Annotated in this window: 18 protein-coding genes; 7 read left to right on the top strand and 11 right to left on the bottom strand. The window is 62.4% G+C overall.

Annotated elements, in window-relative coordinates:
- Positions 1–167: 167 nt before the first annotated feature.
- The 7 genes from ACPEE1_RS10455 to ACPEE1_RS10485 form a co-directional block, all read right to left on the bottom strand.
- Entirely contained in the window at positions 168–1,217 is a 1,050-nt protein-coding gene (locus ACPEE1_RS10455; protein ID WP_182345738.1) for a Bug family tripartite tricarboxylate transporter substrate binding protein, read from the bottom strand.
- 235 nt (positions 1,218–1,452) lie between these two features.
- Entirely contained in the window at positions 1,453–1,866 is a 414-nt protein-coding gene (locus tag ACPEE1_RS10460) for an ExbD/TolR family protein (protein ID WP_116924138.1), read from the bottom strand.
- 2 nt (positions 1,867–1,868) lie between these two features.
- The gene (locus ACPEE1_RS10465) at positions 1,869–2,594 is read right to left on the bottom strand and encodes a MotA/TolQ/ExbB proton channel family protein (protein WP_021028610.1); all 726 of its coding nucleotides are present in this window, start codon (positions 2,592–2,594) and stop codon (positions 1,869–1,871) included.
- Positions 2,595–2,617: 23 nt separating this feature from the next.
- A complete protein-coding gene (locus tag ACPEE1_RS10470) occupies positions 2,618–3,346 on the bottom strand; it encodes an energy transducer TonB (RefSeq protein ID WP_116924137.1) in 729 nt (242 codons plus the stop codon).
- Between the two features lie 102 nt (positions 3,347–3,448).
- Positions 3,449–3,721: a (2Fe-2S)-binding protein gene (locus ACPEE1_RS10475; RefSeq protein WP_021028611.1), complete on the bottom strand. Its 273-nt coding sequence runs from the start codon at positions 3,719–3,721 to the stop codon at positions 3,449–3,451.
- Positions 3,722–4,231: 510 nt separating this feature from the next.
- Positions 4,232–4,519 (bottom strand): SWIB/MDM2 domain-containing protein, encoded by a 288-nt coding sequence (locus ACPEE1_RS10480; protein ID WP_021028612.1) that lies wholly within the window; start codon positions 4,517–4,519, stop codon positions 4,232–4,234.
- A 250-nt stretch (positions 4,520–4,769) separates the two neighbouring features.
- A complete protein-coding gene (locus tag ACPEE1_RS10485) occupies positions 4,770–5,738 on the bottom strand; it encodes a DMT family transporter (RefSeq protein ID WP_116924136.1) in 969 nt (322 codons plus the stop codon).
- Here ACPEE1_RS10485 and ACPEE1_RS10490 point away from each other — a divergent pair.
- From ACPEE1_RS10490 to ACPEE1_RS10500, 3 genes are all read left to right on the top strand, one after another.
- On the top strand, positions 5,737–5,988 hold the full coding sequence (locus ACPEE1_RS10490; RefSeq protein ID WP_133247971.1) for a hypothetical protein: 252 nt from the start codon (positions 5,737–5,739) through the stop codon (positions 5,986–5,988). The two genes, ACPEE1_RS10485 and ACPEE1_RS10490, sit on opposite strands and share 2 nt — an antisense overlap.
- 164 nt (positions 5,989–6,152) lie before the next feature.
- On the top strand, positions 6,153–7,484 hold the full coding sequence (aceA, locus tag ACPEE1_RS10495; RefSeq protein ID WP_116924135.1) for an isocitrate lyase: 1,332 nt from the start codon (positions 6,153–6,155) through the stop codon (positions 7,482–7,484).
- A gap of 176 nt (positions 7,485–7,660) precedes the next feature.
- Entirely contained in the window at positions 7,661–8,065 is a 405-nt protein-coding gene (locus ACPEE1_RS10500; protein WP_116924134.1) for a cupin domain-containing protein, read from the top strand.
- Between the two features lie 410 nt (positions 8,066–8,475).
- Here the strand turns inward: ACPEE1_RS10500 and argG are convergent, their stop codons facing one another.
- The 4 genes from argG to ACPEE1_RS10520 form a co-directional block, all read right to left on the bottom strand.
- Complete coding sequence (gene argG, locus ACPEE1_RS10505; protein ID WP_021028617.1) at positions 8,476–9,813, bottom strand: argininosuccinate synthase; 1,338 nt, start codon at positions 9,811–9,813, stop codon at positions 8,476–8,478.
- 121 nt (positions 9,814–9,934) lie between these two features.
- Complete coding sequence (locus ACPEE1_RS10510; RefSeq protein ID WP_021028618.1) at positions 9,935–10,252, bottom strand: pyrimidine/purine nucleoside phosphorylase; 318 nt, start codon at positions 10,250–10,252, stop codon at positions 9,935–9,937.
- Between the two features lie 177 nt (positions 10,253–10,429).
- Positions 10,430–11,218, bottom strand: a complete 789-nt coding sequence (locus ACPEE1_RS10515) for a glycine zipper 2TM domain-containing protein (protein ID WP_116924133.1) — start codon at positions 11,216–11,218, stop codon at positions 10,430–10,432.
- A 211-nt stretch (positions 11,219–11,429) separates the two neighbouring features.
- Positions 11,430–11,792: an ArsC family reductase gene (locus ACPEE1_RS10520; protein WP_116924132.1), complete on the bottom strand. Its 363-nt coding sequence runs from the start codon at positions 11,790–11,792 to the stop codon at positions 11,430–11,432.
- 46 nt (positions 11,793–11,838) lie between these two features.
- On the opposite strand from ACPEE1_RS10520, the gene folC reads away from it, so the two are divergent.
- The 4 genes from folC to purF all read left to right on the top strand — a co-directional run bounded on the left by folC (position 11,839) and on the right by purF (position 16,390).
- On the top strand, positions 11,839–13,158 hold the full coding sequence (gene folC / locus ACPEE1_RS10525; protein WP_423936298.1) for a bifunctional tetrahydrofolate synthase/dihydrofolate synthase: 1,320 nt from the start codon (positions 11,839–11,841) through the stop codon (positions 13,156–13,158).
- Between the two features lie 62 nt (positions 13,159–13,220).
- Positions 13,221–14,192 carry an SPOR domain-containing protein gene (locus ACPEE1_RS10530; protein WP_116924130.1) on the top strand — a complete coding sequence of 324 codons (972 nt, stop codon included), beginning with the start codon at positions 13,221–13,223 and terminating at the stop codon, positions 14,190–14,192.
- A 127-nt stretch (positions 14,193–14,319) separates the two neighbouring features.
- Positions 14,320–14,859, top strand: a complete 540-nt coding sequence (locus ACPEE1_RS10535) for a CvpA family protein (protein WP_116924129.1) — start codon at positions 14,320–14,322, stop codon at positions 14,857–14,859.
- A 19-nt stretch (positions 14,860–14,878) separates the two neighbouring features.
- Positions 14,879–16,390, top strand: a complete 1,512-nt coding sequence (gene purF / locus ACPEE1_RS10540; RefSeq protein ID WP_116924128.1) for an amidophosphoribosyltransferase — start codon at positions 14,879–14,881, stop codon at positions 16,388–16,390.
- Positions 16,391–16,418: the final 28 nt, after the last annotated feature.

The following is a 16,418-nucleotide window of genomic DNA, read 5'->3' on the forward strand; positions in this document are numbered from 1 at the left end:
GCCATGGTAAAAGGCAAAAAGCCACGGTCGCGGCGTTGGCGACGTGGCGGGGGCAGGCTTGTGCGGCCTGAAGGCGCGGATGGAGGCGCGAATCCCGGCGCGAATCCGGGCGCTTGTCGAGGCACCTATCAGGGTGCCGCCAGGCATGAAGATGCGTCAACAGGCGCTCAGGTTGGCTGCACACCCGCATCGGCCAGCAGCTTTTTCCAGATCGGTAGCTCACGCTGCCAGTCGTCCTGAAAGCGCGCCGGGCTGTCATCGGTCAAGGGCACAAAGCCGGCCACCAGTACGCGGGCATTGACCTCGCGCGTTTGCAGTGCCTTGCGCACCTGGGCGCCCAACTGTTCGACCACGGGCGCCGGTGTGCCGCCAGTGGCCGCAATGCCCAGCCAGCCGGAGATCGTGAACGCGTCTTCCTTGTGGCCTTGCTCGGCAAAGGTGGGCACATCGGGCAGCGCGGGCACGCGGTTGGGGCCGGTGAAGCTGATGGCGCGCAGCTTGCCGCTGTCGATATGCTGCTTGAGCGAGAGGATGCTGCCGATGCCCATCATCAGCTGGCCGCCCACGAGGTCTTGCACCATCGGCGCCTCGCCCTTGTAGGCGATGTGGCTCATGTCGGCGCCCGTCATGTTGCTCAGACTCGCCAGCACCAGATGGCCTTGCGAGCCAATGCCATAGCTGCCGTAGGAGAGTTTGCCCTTGTTGGCGCTGATGTAGGCGATGAGCTCTTGCAGATTGCGCACGGGCAGCTGGCTGTTGGTCACCAGCACAATCGGTGCCCAGCAGATGCGCACCACCGGCACCATGTCCTTTTGCGGGTCGTAGGAGATCTTTTTGAACATGAACTGGTTCGACAGCATCGTGCTGGTCGTCCCCAGGGTCAGCGTATGGCCATCGGCCGCTGCCTTGGCCACGGCATCACAGGCGAGCAGGCCCGCCGCGCCGGGGCGGTTGTCGACGATGGCCGGTTGGCCCAATTGCTGGCCCAGCCGGTCGCTGACGCTGCGCGCCAGCACATCGGTGGCGCCACCTGGGGCAAACGGCACGATCACGCGCAGGGGCTTGGTCGGGAAGCTGGCCTTGTCGCTGGCTGCGCGCGCGACCGTGGCGAACGGCAGGCCACTGGCAGCGGCTGCGCTGGCCAGCGCCAGGCGCAGCATCTGGCGCCGGCGCAAAGGTTTTGGGAACAGGGATGGCTGGGTGCGGGACGTCTGCATCAATCGGTGTCTCCTCAATCTAGTGATAGTTGGGGGAGGCGCTGGTGATGGTCGGTTTGCCCGCCGCTGCTTCGGCCAGTACAGGTCGCCACGGCGCTTGTCCTGCGGTCCAGTTTAGGCAGGGCAAGCGGGCTGCTGGCGTCGCTTGGGCGTCACTGCGGGTAAACCTGATCCGGTCTGCATCCGCCATGAAAAAAGGGCTCCTGCTGGAGCCCTTGCCGGGAAGGTGGGCAGTTTACTCGCCCACCTGGTCGGTGATAAAGCCGATTTTCTTCAAGTTGCTGCGCTGGGCAGCGGCCATGGCCTGGGCCACTTTCTCGTACTTCACATCACGGGCACCGCGGATGTGCAGCTCGGGCTGGGGCTCCTTGCGGGCCTCGGCCTGCATATTGGATTCCAGCTCGGCGTCGGTCACGGCCTTGCCGTTCCAGTTGTACGTGCCATCGGGCAGGATGGCCAGCTGGATGGTGTCGGGCTTGGCGTCTTCCGGCGTGTTGACGGCACGCGGCAGGTCGATGTTGACCGAGTGCTTCATCACCGGCACGGTGATGATGAAGATGATGAGCAGCACCAACATGACGTCGACCAAGGGCGTCATGTTGATCTCGTTCATGACCTCATCGGCATCGTCTTGCGTTCCAAAAGCCATGATCAGGCACCTTTCTTGAGCGGCGTGACCACGGCGCCGGGCTTGCTGGAGTCCACATTCAGGCGGGTGCCGGTCACGAAGAAGGCATGCAGGTCATGGGCAAAGCTGTTGAGGCGGTTGAGCACCGACTTGTTGCCACGCACCAGTGCGTTGTAGCCCAGCACGGCAGGGATGGCCACAGCCAGACCCAGTGCGGTCATGATCAGCGCTTCACCGATTGGGCCGGCGACCTTGTCGATCGAGGACTGGCCCGACATGCCGATGGCCACCAGCGCGTGGTAGATGCCCCAGACGGTGCCGAACAGGCCGATGAAGGGGGCGGTGGAGCCCACCGATGCGAGCACGGCCAGACCCGATTGGGCGCGCGCGGTGAACTCGTCGATGCCATTGCGCAGGCAGCGCGTGATCCAGTCGCTGACGTCCAGCGAGTCATGCAGGTGCTCGGCCGTCTTGCGGTGGTGGGCGGTGGCTTCGCGGCCTTCGATGGCCAACTGGCGGAACGGGTTGTCGCCTTGTTCGCCCAGCTTGCTCAGGCCGGCTGCGAAGTCAGCGCTGTGCCAGAAGTCCTGGGCATTGCGGGCGTACTTCTTGAAACGCATGATATCGAGCGCCTTGATGACGATCACGATCCAGGAAGCGAGAGACATGGCCACCAGAATGACGGCGACCGTCTTGGTCACGAAATCTCCCTGAGCCCAGACGTGGGCGATGCCGAATTGCGAGTCCATAACTGATCCTATTTCCGTTCGATTTAATTGAGTTCCCACTTGATGGGCACGTTGACCCACATGGGCCGGGGAGTTCCGTTGGAGGTGCCTGCCTTGAAGCGCCATTTGCGCACCGTGTCCATGGCGGCCTGGTCCAGGCGGTCATAGCCGCTGGACTGCTTGAGCTGCAGCTCCTGGGGCTTGCCTTCTTCGTCGATGTAGGCGCGCACGATGGTGGTCCCGGTCTCGCCCATACGGCGGCTGATGGCCGGGTACTGCGGAGCGGGGTTGTTCAGGTAGGCGGCATTGCTCGATGGCAGCTGGATCACCGGTGGCGGTGGAGGCGCTGGCGGTGCGGGCGGAGCCGGTGGAGGAGACGGCGGAGCGGGCGGCGGTGCCTCGATGGGCGGTGCCGGTGGCTGGGCCTCGGTGGTGCCGGTCACTGCATTGGGTGCAGGCGTCGGATCCTTGATCGCCTGGGGCTTGGGCGCAGGTTTGGGGACGGGCTTGGGCGTGGGCTTTGGCGGCGGCTTCGGTGCGGGCGGCGGCGGCTTGGGGGTCGGAGGAGGGGGCGGCGCAACCACCGGCATCGGCTCGGGCGCAATCAGCTGCACCATGACCGGTTCGGGCTTGGGCATCTCGATGGCTGCACTTTTGAGCAGGCCCGCCTGCAAGGCCCAAAGACCTGCGACGTGCGCTGCCAGCACCGAACCCGTAACCACGATATTGCGCCCCATTTTTTTGGAGGGGCTGTAAGGGTCTGGTGAGAGCATAAGGGCAATAAAAAATGCTGCAGCCTGAAGCCGCAGCACGGCATATCAATGCGTTGGTGGCTTATTTCTGAAAGACCCACCAGAGAGAGGCAGCGACCAGAATCAGGCTACCGAGGACAGCGGCGAAGAGTTCCATGCTTTGCTTTCCATGATGGTGGTGGCAAGCTGGACCGGGTGCACTGCGGCTTCATTGCGCAAGGCGGCAACCGGACGGGACGCGCTGCATTGCTCGACCACATCGCGGGCACAACCTTCGCAGCAGCCGCATTGCAGTCCAACACCCAGTTCGAACTGGATCTCATCGAACGACATCCCCGCATGCGCGTGGCGAGCAATCTCTTTGTCCGAGACTCGGCGGCAAACACAAACGATCATGGTCAGATAAGCAGCGTGGTGGCTGGCTAGTGAATAACTGATGGGGATTATAAATAAGAATTTGTCGCATTCGCAATAAACTCCTGAGCGCAATAGGGGTGCTGTGGCCCATAGGTAGGCGATAGCCTGTGTATCTGGACCAGATTGTGAGTATTTATTGTTATGAATCAATAGTCTGTGCCATCCGCTGTTGGAAGCATGCTTACACAAAAAATAGCGGGCCTTGGCGGCTTCACACAGATCTGCCAGGCCGCGACAGCGGGCGAAGAGCGGTTGAATGCTGCATGAGGAGGGCGAATGCGGGCAGAAAAGGCTCCTATCGCTGCCCGAGGAAATGTCCCTTTGCGCGCTTTGCACGGCCCTTGCCATCCATCCATAAAGGCCACGGCGCCATGGCGCAGCGCTTGGGAGGTCACTGCCTGTGAAGAAAAGGCGTAAAAAAACCAGCATGGCGGATGCTGGTTTCTGGTCTGCAGCGCAAAGGAGTGCGCTGAGGAAAGTCGGCAGGACTTACTTGACGTGCTTGCCGATCAGGCCAGCCATCTCGAACATCGACACCTGGGGCTTGCCAAACACCTTCTTGAGCTTGTCATCGGCGTTGATCATGCGCTTGTTGGCGGCGTCTTGCAGGTTGTGGGCCTTGATGTAGACCCACAGCTTGCTGATGATTTCCGTGCGTGGCAGCGGAGCGGTGCCCACAACGGCGCCCAGTTCTGGGCTTGGGGTCAGCGGCTTCATGAAGGCTGCGTTGGGGGTGCGCTTCTTTGCAGGCGCTGCGGTCTTAGATGCGGTTGCCATGTTTTGGTTTCCTTGTGTCAATATCTCTATCGCCAGCCAGAGTTTCCCTCCGCTGGTTACGGCCATGCTAACGGCAAAAAAACCGCTTTCCAAGGGAGCGGCGCATTTTTTTGCCTCGAAATGTTGCTTGTTTTAGCTTTGCTAACCTTTGTTGATGGATCAAAGCTATCAACGAGCAGCTTAGGGCGTTGATTCTTGTCAGATTGGGGCCTGTTCCCCTCGGAGCATGGTACTGGCTCCCAAGGCGGTGTCAATCGGGGTCGCGTTGCAAAACTGTCTTCCCTCTGCCACGCTGGGGCACCGGCAAGGTCGTCAGCGCCAGGCTGGAGACGGCAATGGCAAAGGCCAGCATCTGTAAGCCGCTCAGGGTTTCGCCCAGAAACACCACGCCCACCAGTGCAGTCGACAGCGGCAGCATCACCGTGAACACCGCGCTTTGCGAGGCAGGAACGACCTGCAGCCCGGTCATCCACAGCCAGACAGTGACCATGCAGGCGGCCAACGCATAGCCGACCAGCAGCAGCCAGGTGGCGCCACCCACCTGGGCAAACTCAAAATGCCAGGCCAGGTACAGGCCAAAAGGCAGGGTCAGCACAAAGCCCCAGAGGTTGATGAGCGCCGCAATGCGCTTGGGGCTCAAGCTGCTGGTGAGCTTTTTGCCGATGACCGCATAGCAGGCCTCACAGAACACGGCGCCCACCAACAGCCATTGCCCCAGCCAGTGCTTGCTCGGGTCTGTCTCGGTGACAGCGCCTGCAGCCGCGCCCGCGTGTGCGCTGGCGCCAGGCTTGGCAAAGGCCAGCAGCGCAATGCCCAGCACGGCCAGGCTGATGGCGATCATCACCCGCCCGCTGATGCGCTCCTTGAGCACCAGCCAGCTGAGCAGCGCAATGGCTGCCGGGATCGTCGCCATCGTGACACTGGCGGTGACCGCACTGGTCATCGACACGCCAGTGATCATGCACAGCGTAAAGAGGAAGTTGCCAAAAAAGGATTCGAGAAACAGCAGCCCCTTGGCCTTGGCGGGCAATGGCGCCTCTTTGGCCGGGCGTTTGAGCCAGCCCAGCATGGCCACCCCGCCAATGCCAAAACGCAGCCAGGCCAGCAGCAAGACCGGAAAAGTGGCGGCCAGCGGCTTGGAGAGCGCGACATAGGCGCCCACCAGCGACATGCTGAGTGCCAAATACAGATAGGCCAGAGGCTTGCTATGGATGCGCATGGTTGCAAAGACTAAAAGGGGAGCGGGGCGATCGGGGCAGGCGGCGCCAGGCGCAAGCAAGCTGTCATATCCGCTTTGCACAATGGGCTATGCGCATCATGCCGCAATTGGCCAGCCTCTGGCAGGCAGCGCTGCTGCAGCCTGGACAGCAGTGGTTCTGAAAACGGATTCTCATATTATGAAATATGCTGATATTGCAGTGCGTCAATATTTCTCAATACGAGAAATTGCATTTCTCAATGCGAAATAGTATTAATAGGATGTTGATTTTTAACGATTAAAAATAAGTCTTATATAAGACATAAGACAAAAATATGCGGCGAGGCAGGCGTACAGTTAAGGCCATGGACAGACGGTATCTGTCCACCGGTTTTCGATCCGTTAGTTCCACCCACTTGACCACAGGAGTCCCCCATGTCTCAGAAACTGAACCAGCAACTCAGCCGCGAACAGCAAATTGCCGCCCTTGAATTGGATTGGGCGCAGAACCCCCGCTGGAAGGGCGTCAAGCGCGGCTACTCGGCTGCTGACGTGGTGCGCCTGCGCGGCAGCGTGCAGCCGGAGTACACCTTGGCCCAGCGCGGCGCCCAGGTGCTGTGGGACAAGATCAATGGCGGGGCCAAGAAGGGGTATGTGAATGCCTTCGGCGCCATCACCGCAGGCCAGGCGATGCAGCAGGCCAAGGCGGGGCTGGAAGCGGTGTACCTCTCGGGCTGGCAGGTGGCAGCGGACGGCAACACCTCGGAGACCATGTACCCCGACCAGTCGCTCTACGCCTATGACTCGGTGCCCACCATGGTGCGCCGCATCAACAACACCTTCAAGCGCGCTGACGAGATCCAGTGGGCCAAGGGCGTGAACCCGGGCGACAAGGAGTTCATCGACTACTTCCTGCCGATCGTGGCCGATGCCGAAGCGGGCTTTGGCGGCGTGCTCAATGCCTTTGAGCTGATGAAGAACATGATTGCCTCGGGCGCTGCCGGCGTGCACTTTGAAGACCAGCTCGCTGCCGTCAAGAAGTGCGGCCACATGGGCGGCAAGGTGCTGGTGCCCACGCATGAAGCCTGCGAGAAGCTGATTGCCGCGCGTTTTGCGGCCGACGTGATGGGTGTGCCCACGATTGTGCTGGCCCGCACCGATGCCGAAGCGGCCAACCTGATCACCAGCGACCACGACGCCAACGACAAGCCCTTCTTGGTGGGCGAGCGCACGCAAGAAGGTTTTTACCGCGTCAAGAACGGTTTGGAGCAAGCGATCAGCCGTGGCGTGGCCTACGCGCCGTATGCCGATCTGGTGTGGTGCGAAACCGGCACGCCGGACCTGGGCTTTGCCCGCGAATTTGCCCAGGCCGTGCATGCCGCCAGCCCCGGCAAGCTGCTGAGCTACAACTGCTCGCCATCGTTCAACTGGAAGAAGAACCTCGACGACGCGACGATTGCCAAGTTCCAGGACGAGCTGGCAGCGCTGGGCTACAAGTACCAGTTCATCACCTTGGCTGGTATCCACAGCAACTGGTACAACACCTTCAAGTTCGCCCACGCCTATGCCCGTGGCGAAGGCATGAAGCACTATGTGGAGATGATCCAGGAGCCCGAATTCGCTGCCCGCGAGCAAGGCTACACCTTTGTCTCGCACCAGCAGGAAGTGGGCGCAGGCTACTTCGACGATGTGACCACGGTGATCCAGGGCGGGTCGTCCAGCGTCAAGGCGCTGACCGGCTCGACCGAAGAAGAGCAGTTCCACTGATCTGCGACGTCTGCATGCGCTGCAGGCGAGACGGCCTGCAGGCGCAGCAGATGCAGCAAGGCGGCACCAGGGGTGCCGCCTTTTCTTTGGCTTTTCATCCCAGAGCTGAGGCGCTGCGCAGCAGCACTGCCAGATAATCGCTGCTTGCGCATTTGCACCGCTTATCGATCACTGCCATGTCCACTACTGCCGCTGGCACCTCTGCCACGCCCGCCGAACCCGCCGCTCCCAAGATCTCCATCATCCACTGGCCCGCCAAGACCCTGGTCAATCCCGTGATCGGCAAGCCCAGCCGCCCGATCAGCGGCGATACCGAGTACCAGACCATGAATGTGTTCGAGGGCCTGGGCGGCAAGGTGAGTTCGGGCACCTGGCAGTCCAGTGCGGGCCACTTCAGCTCCAATGTGCAGGGCTATATCGAGTTTTGCGTCATTGTCGAAGGCGACTGCCGCCTCGTCGACCCCGATGGCACCGTGCACCGTTTTGGCGTGGGCGACCATTTCATCATGCCCGAGGGCTGGACCGGCCACTGGGAGGTGGACAGCTTTGTGAAGAAGGTCTATCTGGTGGCCGAGGCCTAAGAACCTGTTCAAAGTCTCTACGCAGCCGCGTTGGAGTGCAATCGGGATGAGTTCGAAGGGCTGGTTCGCAGCTTGCACCGGGGTGCAAGCAAGGGCCAGCGCGAAGAAATCGCCCGATTTCACTCCAACCCACAGGGACAGTGGCTTTGCGCTGCCCGGGAAGGGGCGCCCGGCTAGGGAGCGGTCTGCGTCGTTGCAAATCCTCGCAATAGCTGGGCTATTGCTGCGGTATTGCGCGGCTGGGCGCCCCCCTCGCATCCGATCTCGCAAAGACACTGTCGCGGCGCGAGGAGACTTTGAACAGGTTCTAAGAGCGCCGCTCTCGCGCCGCATCCAGACGATAAAAAACCGCTGTGGCCTGGGCAGGCACACAGCGGTTTTTGCTGAATGGAAGGATTCCGCTGGGGGAATTACTTCTTGTCGTTGCCCAGCTGGGGCAGCGCGTGGCTGCCGCTGGCGGTCAGCAGGCCGGTCTGGGTGTAGATGGCCAGCTTGTCGCGGGTGTCCATCAGGTCCAGGTTGCGCATGGTCAGCTGGCCAATGCGGTCGGCGGGGCTGAATGGCGCGTCTTCCACCTTTTCCATCGACAGGCGCTCGGGCTTGTAGGTCAGGTTGGCCGATTCGGTGTTCAAGAGCGAGTAGTCATTGCCACGGCGCAGTTCCAGCGTCACGGTGCCGGTGATGGCACGGGCCACCCAGCGCTGGGCGGTTTCGCGCAGCATGATGGCCTGTGGGTCAAACCAGCGGCCTTGGTAGAGCAGACGGCCCAGGCGCAGACCGTTGATGCGGTACTGCTCGATGGTGTCTTCGTTGTGGATGCCGGTGACCAGGCGCTCGTAGGCGATGTGCAGCAGCGCCATGCCGGGGGCTTCGTAGATGCCGCGGCTCTTGGCTTCGATGATGCGGTTCTCGATCTGGTCGCTCATGCCCAGGCCGTGGCGGCCGCCGATGCGGTTGGCTTCCAGGAAGAAGGCGACCGGGTCTTCGATGCGCTGGCCGTTCAGGGCCACAGGGCGGCCTTCTTCAAAGGTGACGGAGACTTCCTCGGCCTTTACGTCGACCTCGGGCTTCCAGAACGCGACGCCCATGATGGGGTTGACGATGCGGATGCCGCTGTTCAAGAACTCCAGGTCCTTGGCTTCGTGGGTGGCCCCCAGCATGTTGGAGTCGGTCGAGTAGGCCTTCTCCGCGCTCATCTTGTAGCCAAAACCTTCCTTGGTCATGAAGGCGGACATCTCGGCGCGGCCGCCCAGCTCGTCGATGAAGGTCTGGTCCAGCCAGGGCTTGTAGATCTTCAGCGCAGGGTTGGTCAAGAGGCCGTAGCGGTAGAAACGCTCGATGTCATTGCCCTTGAAGGTCGAGCCATCGCCCCAGATGTTGACGTCGTCTTCCTTCATCGCGGCCACCAGCATGGTGCCGGTCACGGCGCGGCCCAGCGGCGTGGTGTTGAAGTAGGTGATACCGCCAGTGGAGATGTGGAAGGCGCCGGCCTGAATGGCGGCGATACCTTCGTTGGCCAACTGGCTGCGGCAGTCGATCAGGCGGGCCTTCTCGGCACCGTACTCCATGGCCTTGCGCGGGATCTCGTCGTAATCGGACTCATCGGGCTGGCCCAGGTTGGCCGTATAGGCGTAGGGCAGGGCGCCCTTGTTCTTCATCCAGCGCAGCGCTGCGCTGGTATCGAGGCCGCCGGAGAAGGCGATGCCGACCTTCTGGCCGACGGGAACATGTTGCAGGATGGTTTCCATGGTGTGGCTTTTCTCTAAAAACAGGCGCTGCTGCGATGCTGTCTGAGGATTCAGTGATGCGCCAGACAAGCGGCGTGCAGCGGGAGGCGTGCGCCAGCTGGCCCGGCGCAGGCCCCAAAAATCAGGCGTAGTGGCAGATGTAGTGGTAGGCCTCGGCCACGCGGATATCGAACTTGCTGTTGGCCGGAACGCTGAACTTGTCGCCAGGGCCGGACTTTTTCCATTCGTCGCTGCCGTCGAGCTTGTACTCGCAGGCGCCGGCAACGCATTCCATGATCTCGGCAGCGGCCGTGCCAAAGGTCAAGGTGGCTGCAAGCACCACACCGACCGATTGCTTGGTGCCGTCGGCCAGCTGGTAGCTGTGGCTGACGCACTTGCCATCAAAATAAACATTGGCCTTGGTGGTGAGGCGTACGCCGTCGATGCTCTCAGTGATCATGGAAGACAACAGGTAAAAGGAGGAAAACCGCCATTGTAGGCGAGGCCTTTGCCCGTCTCTGAAACATGGTGGGGCAGTTGAGCGGCAGGGCAGGCATAAAAAAGCAGCAGTGCGTCTGCACTGCTGCTGGCTGTCATGCCAGGATGCGTGGCATGGGGAGGCGCTTGGCGCTCCGATTTAACGCCAGTGGCCGCGGTGGCCGCCCCAGTAACCGCCCACGCCAATCTGCACCGAAGGCTGCAGCATGACGGGCGGCGGCGCATAGTACACAGGCGCCGGCGCGACATAGACCGGGGGCGGCGCCATATAGACGGGCTGTTGGTAGACCGGCTGGCTGCTGACGACAACGCCGGGCTCAGGTGCCGCGGGGGCATAGTCCTGTGGAGGAGAGTTGTCGTAGGCCGAAGCGGCAGGCTGCACGCTCAGCGGCAGCCATTCGCCCGGTGCCGTGGCCGTGCGCGTGCTGTAGCGGCGGCCGGCGTATTCATACTCCACGTTATAGCCATCGGGCTGGTTTTGCGTGGTGTACTGGTTGGCGCATTGCCGCACCGTCTGGTAGCTGGGGGTGCCGCCTTCGAGCTGGTTGCCGATGGCCGAGCCGGCAATGACACCGGCGCCGGTGGCTGCTGCGCGGCCAAACCCATGGCCAATGCCGTTGCCCAGCAAGCCACCGACAACGGCGCCAGTAATGGCGCCCACGCCGGAGGTGCGCTGGCCGGCATACACCTGCTGGTCATTGCAGACGGTTTGTGGCGTGTTGACCTGGCGGTAGGCCGGTGTGACCGACAGTACCCGGCCATAGGGCTGCTCGCCCGCAGGCAAGGGCGGCTGCGCGCCGGGGGCCTGCTGCGGCAAAAAGGGATCGGAAGAGGGTGAGTAATTTTGGGCCCAGACCGAGGGGCTGGCTGCCGCCAAGGTGGACAGCGCAGCCAGCACGATCAGGCGGGCTGAGAGCAGATGTGGCATGAATGCCTCCAAAAAAGCGATAAGTTGCTGGGTGCTCAACGCGCCAGTACAGAGTCTGGGCGACACGCTTTACACCGCCTGCACAAATATCTAAGACTGTGTGGGCGACATAAAGTTCAGCATGCCCCCATGCTGCCCCGGGCGTGTATCTGCACCATGTCGCAGCGTAAAGCGCCGGTCAACACCGCCCAGACATATCCGCAGAGGGCCCTCAGGCGATCTTGCTGCTCCAAACCGCCTCATCAAAGCCCACGGTGACGGAGCCATCGGCCCATTCGACAACCGGGCGCTTGATCACGCTGGGGTTCGCAATCATCAGCGCACTGGCGCTGTCGGCGTCTGTCACGGCTTGTTGTACCGTGGGGTCCAGCTTGCGCCAGGTGGTGCCTTGGCGGTTGACCAGCTTTTCCCAGCTGGCCTTGGCGATCCAGTCGGGCAGATGGCTGGCGGGCACACCCGCTTTCTTGAAATCATGGAATTGGTGGTCGACGCCCTGCGCCTCCAGCCAGGTACGGGCTTTTTTGACAGTGCTGCAGTTGGGGATGCCGTAGACGGCGATGGTGTGGTTACTCATGGGCAGCAATGATGACACAGCCGCAATTACGCGACAATCTGGCCCCATGCAAACCCGTTTCGATACCTTGGAGCAGTGGCTCTCCCACTGCGAGCAGATTCATCCCAAAACCATTGACATGGGGCTGACCCGCGTCAAGGCCGTGGCCGAGCGCCTGGCGTTGCGCTTTGCCTGCCCGGTGATCACGGTGGCGGGCACCAATGGCAAGGGCTCGACCTGCGCCATGCTGGAGGCTGTGGCGCTGGAAGCCGGCTACCGCCCCGGGGTGTTCACCTCGCCCCACCTGGTGCATTTTGAAGAGCGCTGCCGCGTGCATGGCGAGATTGTCTCTGCCGCCGATCTGTTGCCGCATTTCGAAGCGGTGGAAGCGGCCCGCCTGCAGGCGCCCGAGGTCTCGCTCAGCTATTTCGAGTTCACGACGCTGGCGATCCTGCGCCTGTTGAGCCAGGCCAGGCTGGATGTGGCGATCCTGGAAGTGGGGCTGGGTGGCCGGCTCGATGCCACCAACATCATCGACACGGACTGCGCGGTCATCACCAGCATCGACCTGGACCATATGGACCTGCTGGGTCCGGACCGTGAATCGATCGGCCGGGAAAAGGCCGGCATCATGCGCCCGGGCAAACCGGCTGTTGTCAGCGACCCGGTGCCGCCGCAAAGCGTGATCGACCACGCGCAGAGCATTGGCGCGGATCTGTGGCGCTTTGGCCGCGATTTCAACTACGAGGGCGACAAGCAGCAGTGGAGTTGGGCGGGGCGCGGCCGGCGCTATGCTGGCATGGCCTACCCGGCGCTGCGCGGTGCCAACCAGCTGGTCAATGCGTCTGGCGTGCTGGCCGCCTACGAGGCCCTGCGCCAGGTGCTGCCCGTCACGGCCCAGGCCGTGCGCAATGGGCTGGCGATGGTGGAGCTGCCCGGGCGCTTTCAGATCGTGCCCGGCCAGCCTGCGGTGGTGCTGGATGTCGCGCACAACCCCCATGCGATTGCCGCGCTGACGGCCAATCTGGATGCGATGGGCTACTTTCCAACCACCCATGCGGTCTTTGGAGCGATGCACGACAAGGACCTGACGCCGATGCTGCGCAAGCTGGGCCCCTTGGTGGACCGCTGGTATTTCTGCGACCTGCCCACGGACCGGGCCGAGAAGGCGGTGGACCTGCAGTCCAAATGGAATGCCGTGCACCTGCTGTCCGAGCAGCGGCGCGAAGTGGCTACAGCTTGTTACCCGGACCCGATGTCCGCATTCCAGGCGGCCGTCGAAGCGGCAGGGCCCGCTGATAGAATCGTCGTTTTCGGCTCGTTCTTTACGGTGGGCGGGGTGTTGAAGCACGGTGTGCCACGGCTCGATGCCAAGCACCTGAACTAAAAGCAGCCCCCCGATGGGGCCGCTCCCAGCGACCTGTTTTCAAGCTCCACCTCCAATCGTTCATGGCAATTTTCAATCTTCGATGGCCCGGTAAAAAGCAACAGGAAGCGGAGAGCCCGCGCGTGATTCGCGCGCCGCGCAGCAATCCCGCCGAGAGCGTGGATGCCATGCGCCGCCGCGCGCGCCACCGCCTGATCGGTGCCACCGTGCTGGTGCTGGCGGCCATCATCGGTTTTCCGATGCTGTTCGACACCCAGCCGCGCCCGGTGCCTGTCAATGCCTCGATTGAAATACCGGACCGCGAACGCGTGGCCGCCCTGGCCGTGCCGCCCGCGTCGAACGCCGCAGCGCCGCACGGCAGCCGTTCGGGCAATGACAATGGCCTGGATGCGGGCGAAGAGATTGTCGGCGCAAGAAGCAATGCAGCCAGTCCGGCCGCCACGGCACCGGTCGCCGCTGGCGCCAGCGCTGCTGCCTCAGCTGCTGCAGCAGCAACTGCTGCCGCCAGCAAACCCGCCGACAAGCCAACGGCCAAGCCCGAGCCCGCTGCGAAACCAGAACCCAAGCCCGAGTCCAAGCCGGCCCCCAAACCCGAACCTAAACCTGAACCCAAGCCTGAGGCCAAACCTGAGCCCAAACCGGAAGCCAAGCCCAAGGAAGAGCCCAAGCCCAAGCCGGCAGAACCGGCCAAGCCCAAGCGCGATGACGAGGCCGAGCGCGTGCGCGCGATGATGGAAGGCCGCACCGCCAGTGCGACTGCCGCAGCGCCTGCCGCTGCCCCCGCCGCCAAGCCGGCGGCCGCTGCCAGCCGCTATGCGATCCAGGTGGGTGCGTTTGCCGAAGAGAGCAAGGCGGCCGAGGTGCGTGCCAAGTTGCAGATGGCCGGTGTGCCCGCCTATACGCAGTCGGTCAAGACGGCCTCGGGCAACCGCATCCGTGTGCGGGTGGGGCCTTTCAACAGCAAGGAAGAGGCCGACAGTGCCGCAGCCAAGGTGCGCGCCCAGGGCCTGCCCGCTGCGCTGCTGCCGATGTAGGACTGACGCCGCAGCCATGTGCCTGAAGTTGTGACACCTATCTACCGCGCCTTGTCATCGCCATGCCCCCCTTGCCGGGCGCGGGCCTTGGCAGGCGCTCCCTGGCCCCTGCGGGCGGAGCTTTGACATGTCGGCGCTGGATTGGGTGTTTGTCGTGATCCTGGTGGGATCGGTGCTGATCGGCGCCTTGCGCGGTCTGGTGTTCGAGGTGCTGTCGCTGATCAGCTGGGTGCTGGCCTTTTTTGCGGCCCGCCTGTGGGGCGCTGAGGTCGGCATGTGGTTGCCGATGCAGGAGATGGACGAGGGTGTGCGGATCGCCGCAGGCCTTGTGATCGTCTTTGTTGTCGCCATCTTTGCCTTGGGTCTGGTGATTCGCATCATCGGCAAACTGGTTCAGATTGTGGGTTTGCGGCCTTTTGACCGCACGCTGGGCGCGCTTTTTGGCGCCTTGCGTGGGGTGTTACTACTTGTGTTGATCGCTCTGGTTTTTATGCTGACATCGATGCGGGAATCGCAAATCTGGAACACTTCAGTCTTCGCACCGCATCTGGTGTCGGCAGTGTCAGTGTTGCGGCCATGGATGCCGCAAGAAATGGGAAGACATTGGTCTTCGCTGGTGGACCAGCTCACCGAGGCTGGTTCACGCATCGCGGCAGAGCCGCGTTAACGTTTTTGGAACGCTCAATATGTGTGGAATCGTCGGAGTCGTCAGTAGCACGCCGGTCAATCAATTGATCTATGACGCGCTGTTGCTGCTGCAACACCGTGGACAGGATGCGGCAGGCATTGCAACCCAACAGGGTCGCAAGTTCTTCATGCACAAGGCCAAAGGCATGGTCAAGGATGTGTTCCGTACCCGCAATATGCGGGCTTTGCCGGGCAATGTCGGCCTGGGCCAGGTGCGCTACCCCACGGCAGGCAATGCCTACAGTGAAGAGGAAGCCCAGCCTTTCTACGTCAATGCGCCTTTTGGCATCGTGCTGGTGCACAACGGCAACCTGACCAATGCCGTGCAGCTGCGCAAGGAGCTGTTCTCCACCGACCACCGCCACACCAACACCGAGAGCGACTCGGAAGTGCTGCTCAACGTGTTCGCCCATGAGCTGGAACGCGCCACGCACGGTATCCCGCTGCAAAAGCAGGATGTCTTCAATGCGATCCGTGCGGTGCACAAGCGCGTGCAGGGCTCCTACGCGGTCATCGCACTGATCGCCGGCCACGGTGTGGTGGCATTCCGCGATCCAAACGGCATCCGTCCGCTGTGCATTGGCCGTGGTGCCGATGGTACGGTGATGGTGGCCAGCGAATCGGTGGCGCTCGAAGGCACGCTGCAGCAGCTCGAGCGCGATATTGCACCGGGCGAAGCGGTGTTCATCGGCGACGACGGCTCGCTCACGTTTGAGCAATGCGCCGAAAGCCCCAGCCTGCACCCCTGCATTTTTGAGTTTGTCTACCTGGCCCGCCCGGACTCGGTGCTCGATGGCATGTCGGTCTACCAGGCGCGCCTGAACCTGGGTGAATCGCTGGCCACGCGCGTGATCTCGATGGTGCCGCCCAACGAAATCGATGCGGTGATTCCGATCCCCGAATCGAGCCGCCCCAGCGCGATGCAACTGGCCCAGCTGCTGGGCAAGCCCTACCGCGAAGGCTTCGTCAAGAACCGCTATGTGGGCCGTACCTTCATCATGCCGGGCCAAGGCGCGCGCAAGAAATCGGTGCGCCAGAAGCTCAATGCCATCGGTAGCGAGTTTCAGGGCCGCAATGTGCTGCTGGTCGATGACTCCATCGTGCGCGGCACCACGTCCAAGGAGATCGTGCAGATGGCGCGCGACGCCGGCGCCAACAAGGTCTACCTGGCCAGCGCTGCGCCACCGGTGCGTTTCCCCAACGTCTACGGCATCGACATGCCCACCGCCAAGGAGCTGGTGGCCCATGACCGCAGCCTCGAAGAGATTCGCCAGTACATCGGCTGCGACGCGCTGATCTACCAGGACGTCGATGGCATGAAAAACGCCGTGGGCAAATTGAACACCGGTGTGCATGGCTTTGAGGCCTCGTGCTTTGACGGTGTCTATGTCACCGGCATCACGCCCGAAGGCATCTCGCAGGTCAACGAAGGCCGTGTGTCCACCGAAGAGGATGATCTCGATACCTCGCGTCTGTCGCTGCGCAACGCAGATGTGACGGATGCGGCTTGATGGCGGTCTGCGTACTGCTTGGGAAGAA

It is taken from the genome of Comamonas sp. 23 (genome assembly GCF_049601575.1).
Lineage (GTDB): Bacteria > Pseudomonadota > Gammaproteobacteria > Burkholderiales > Burkholderiaceae_C > Comamonas > Comamonas squillarum.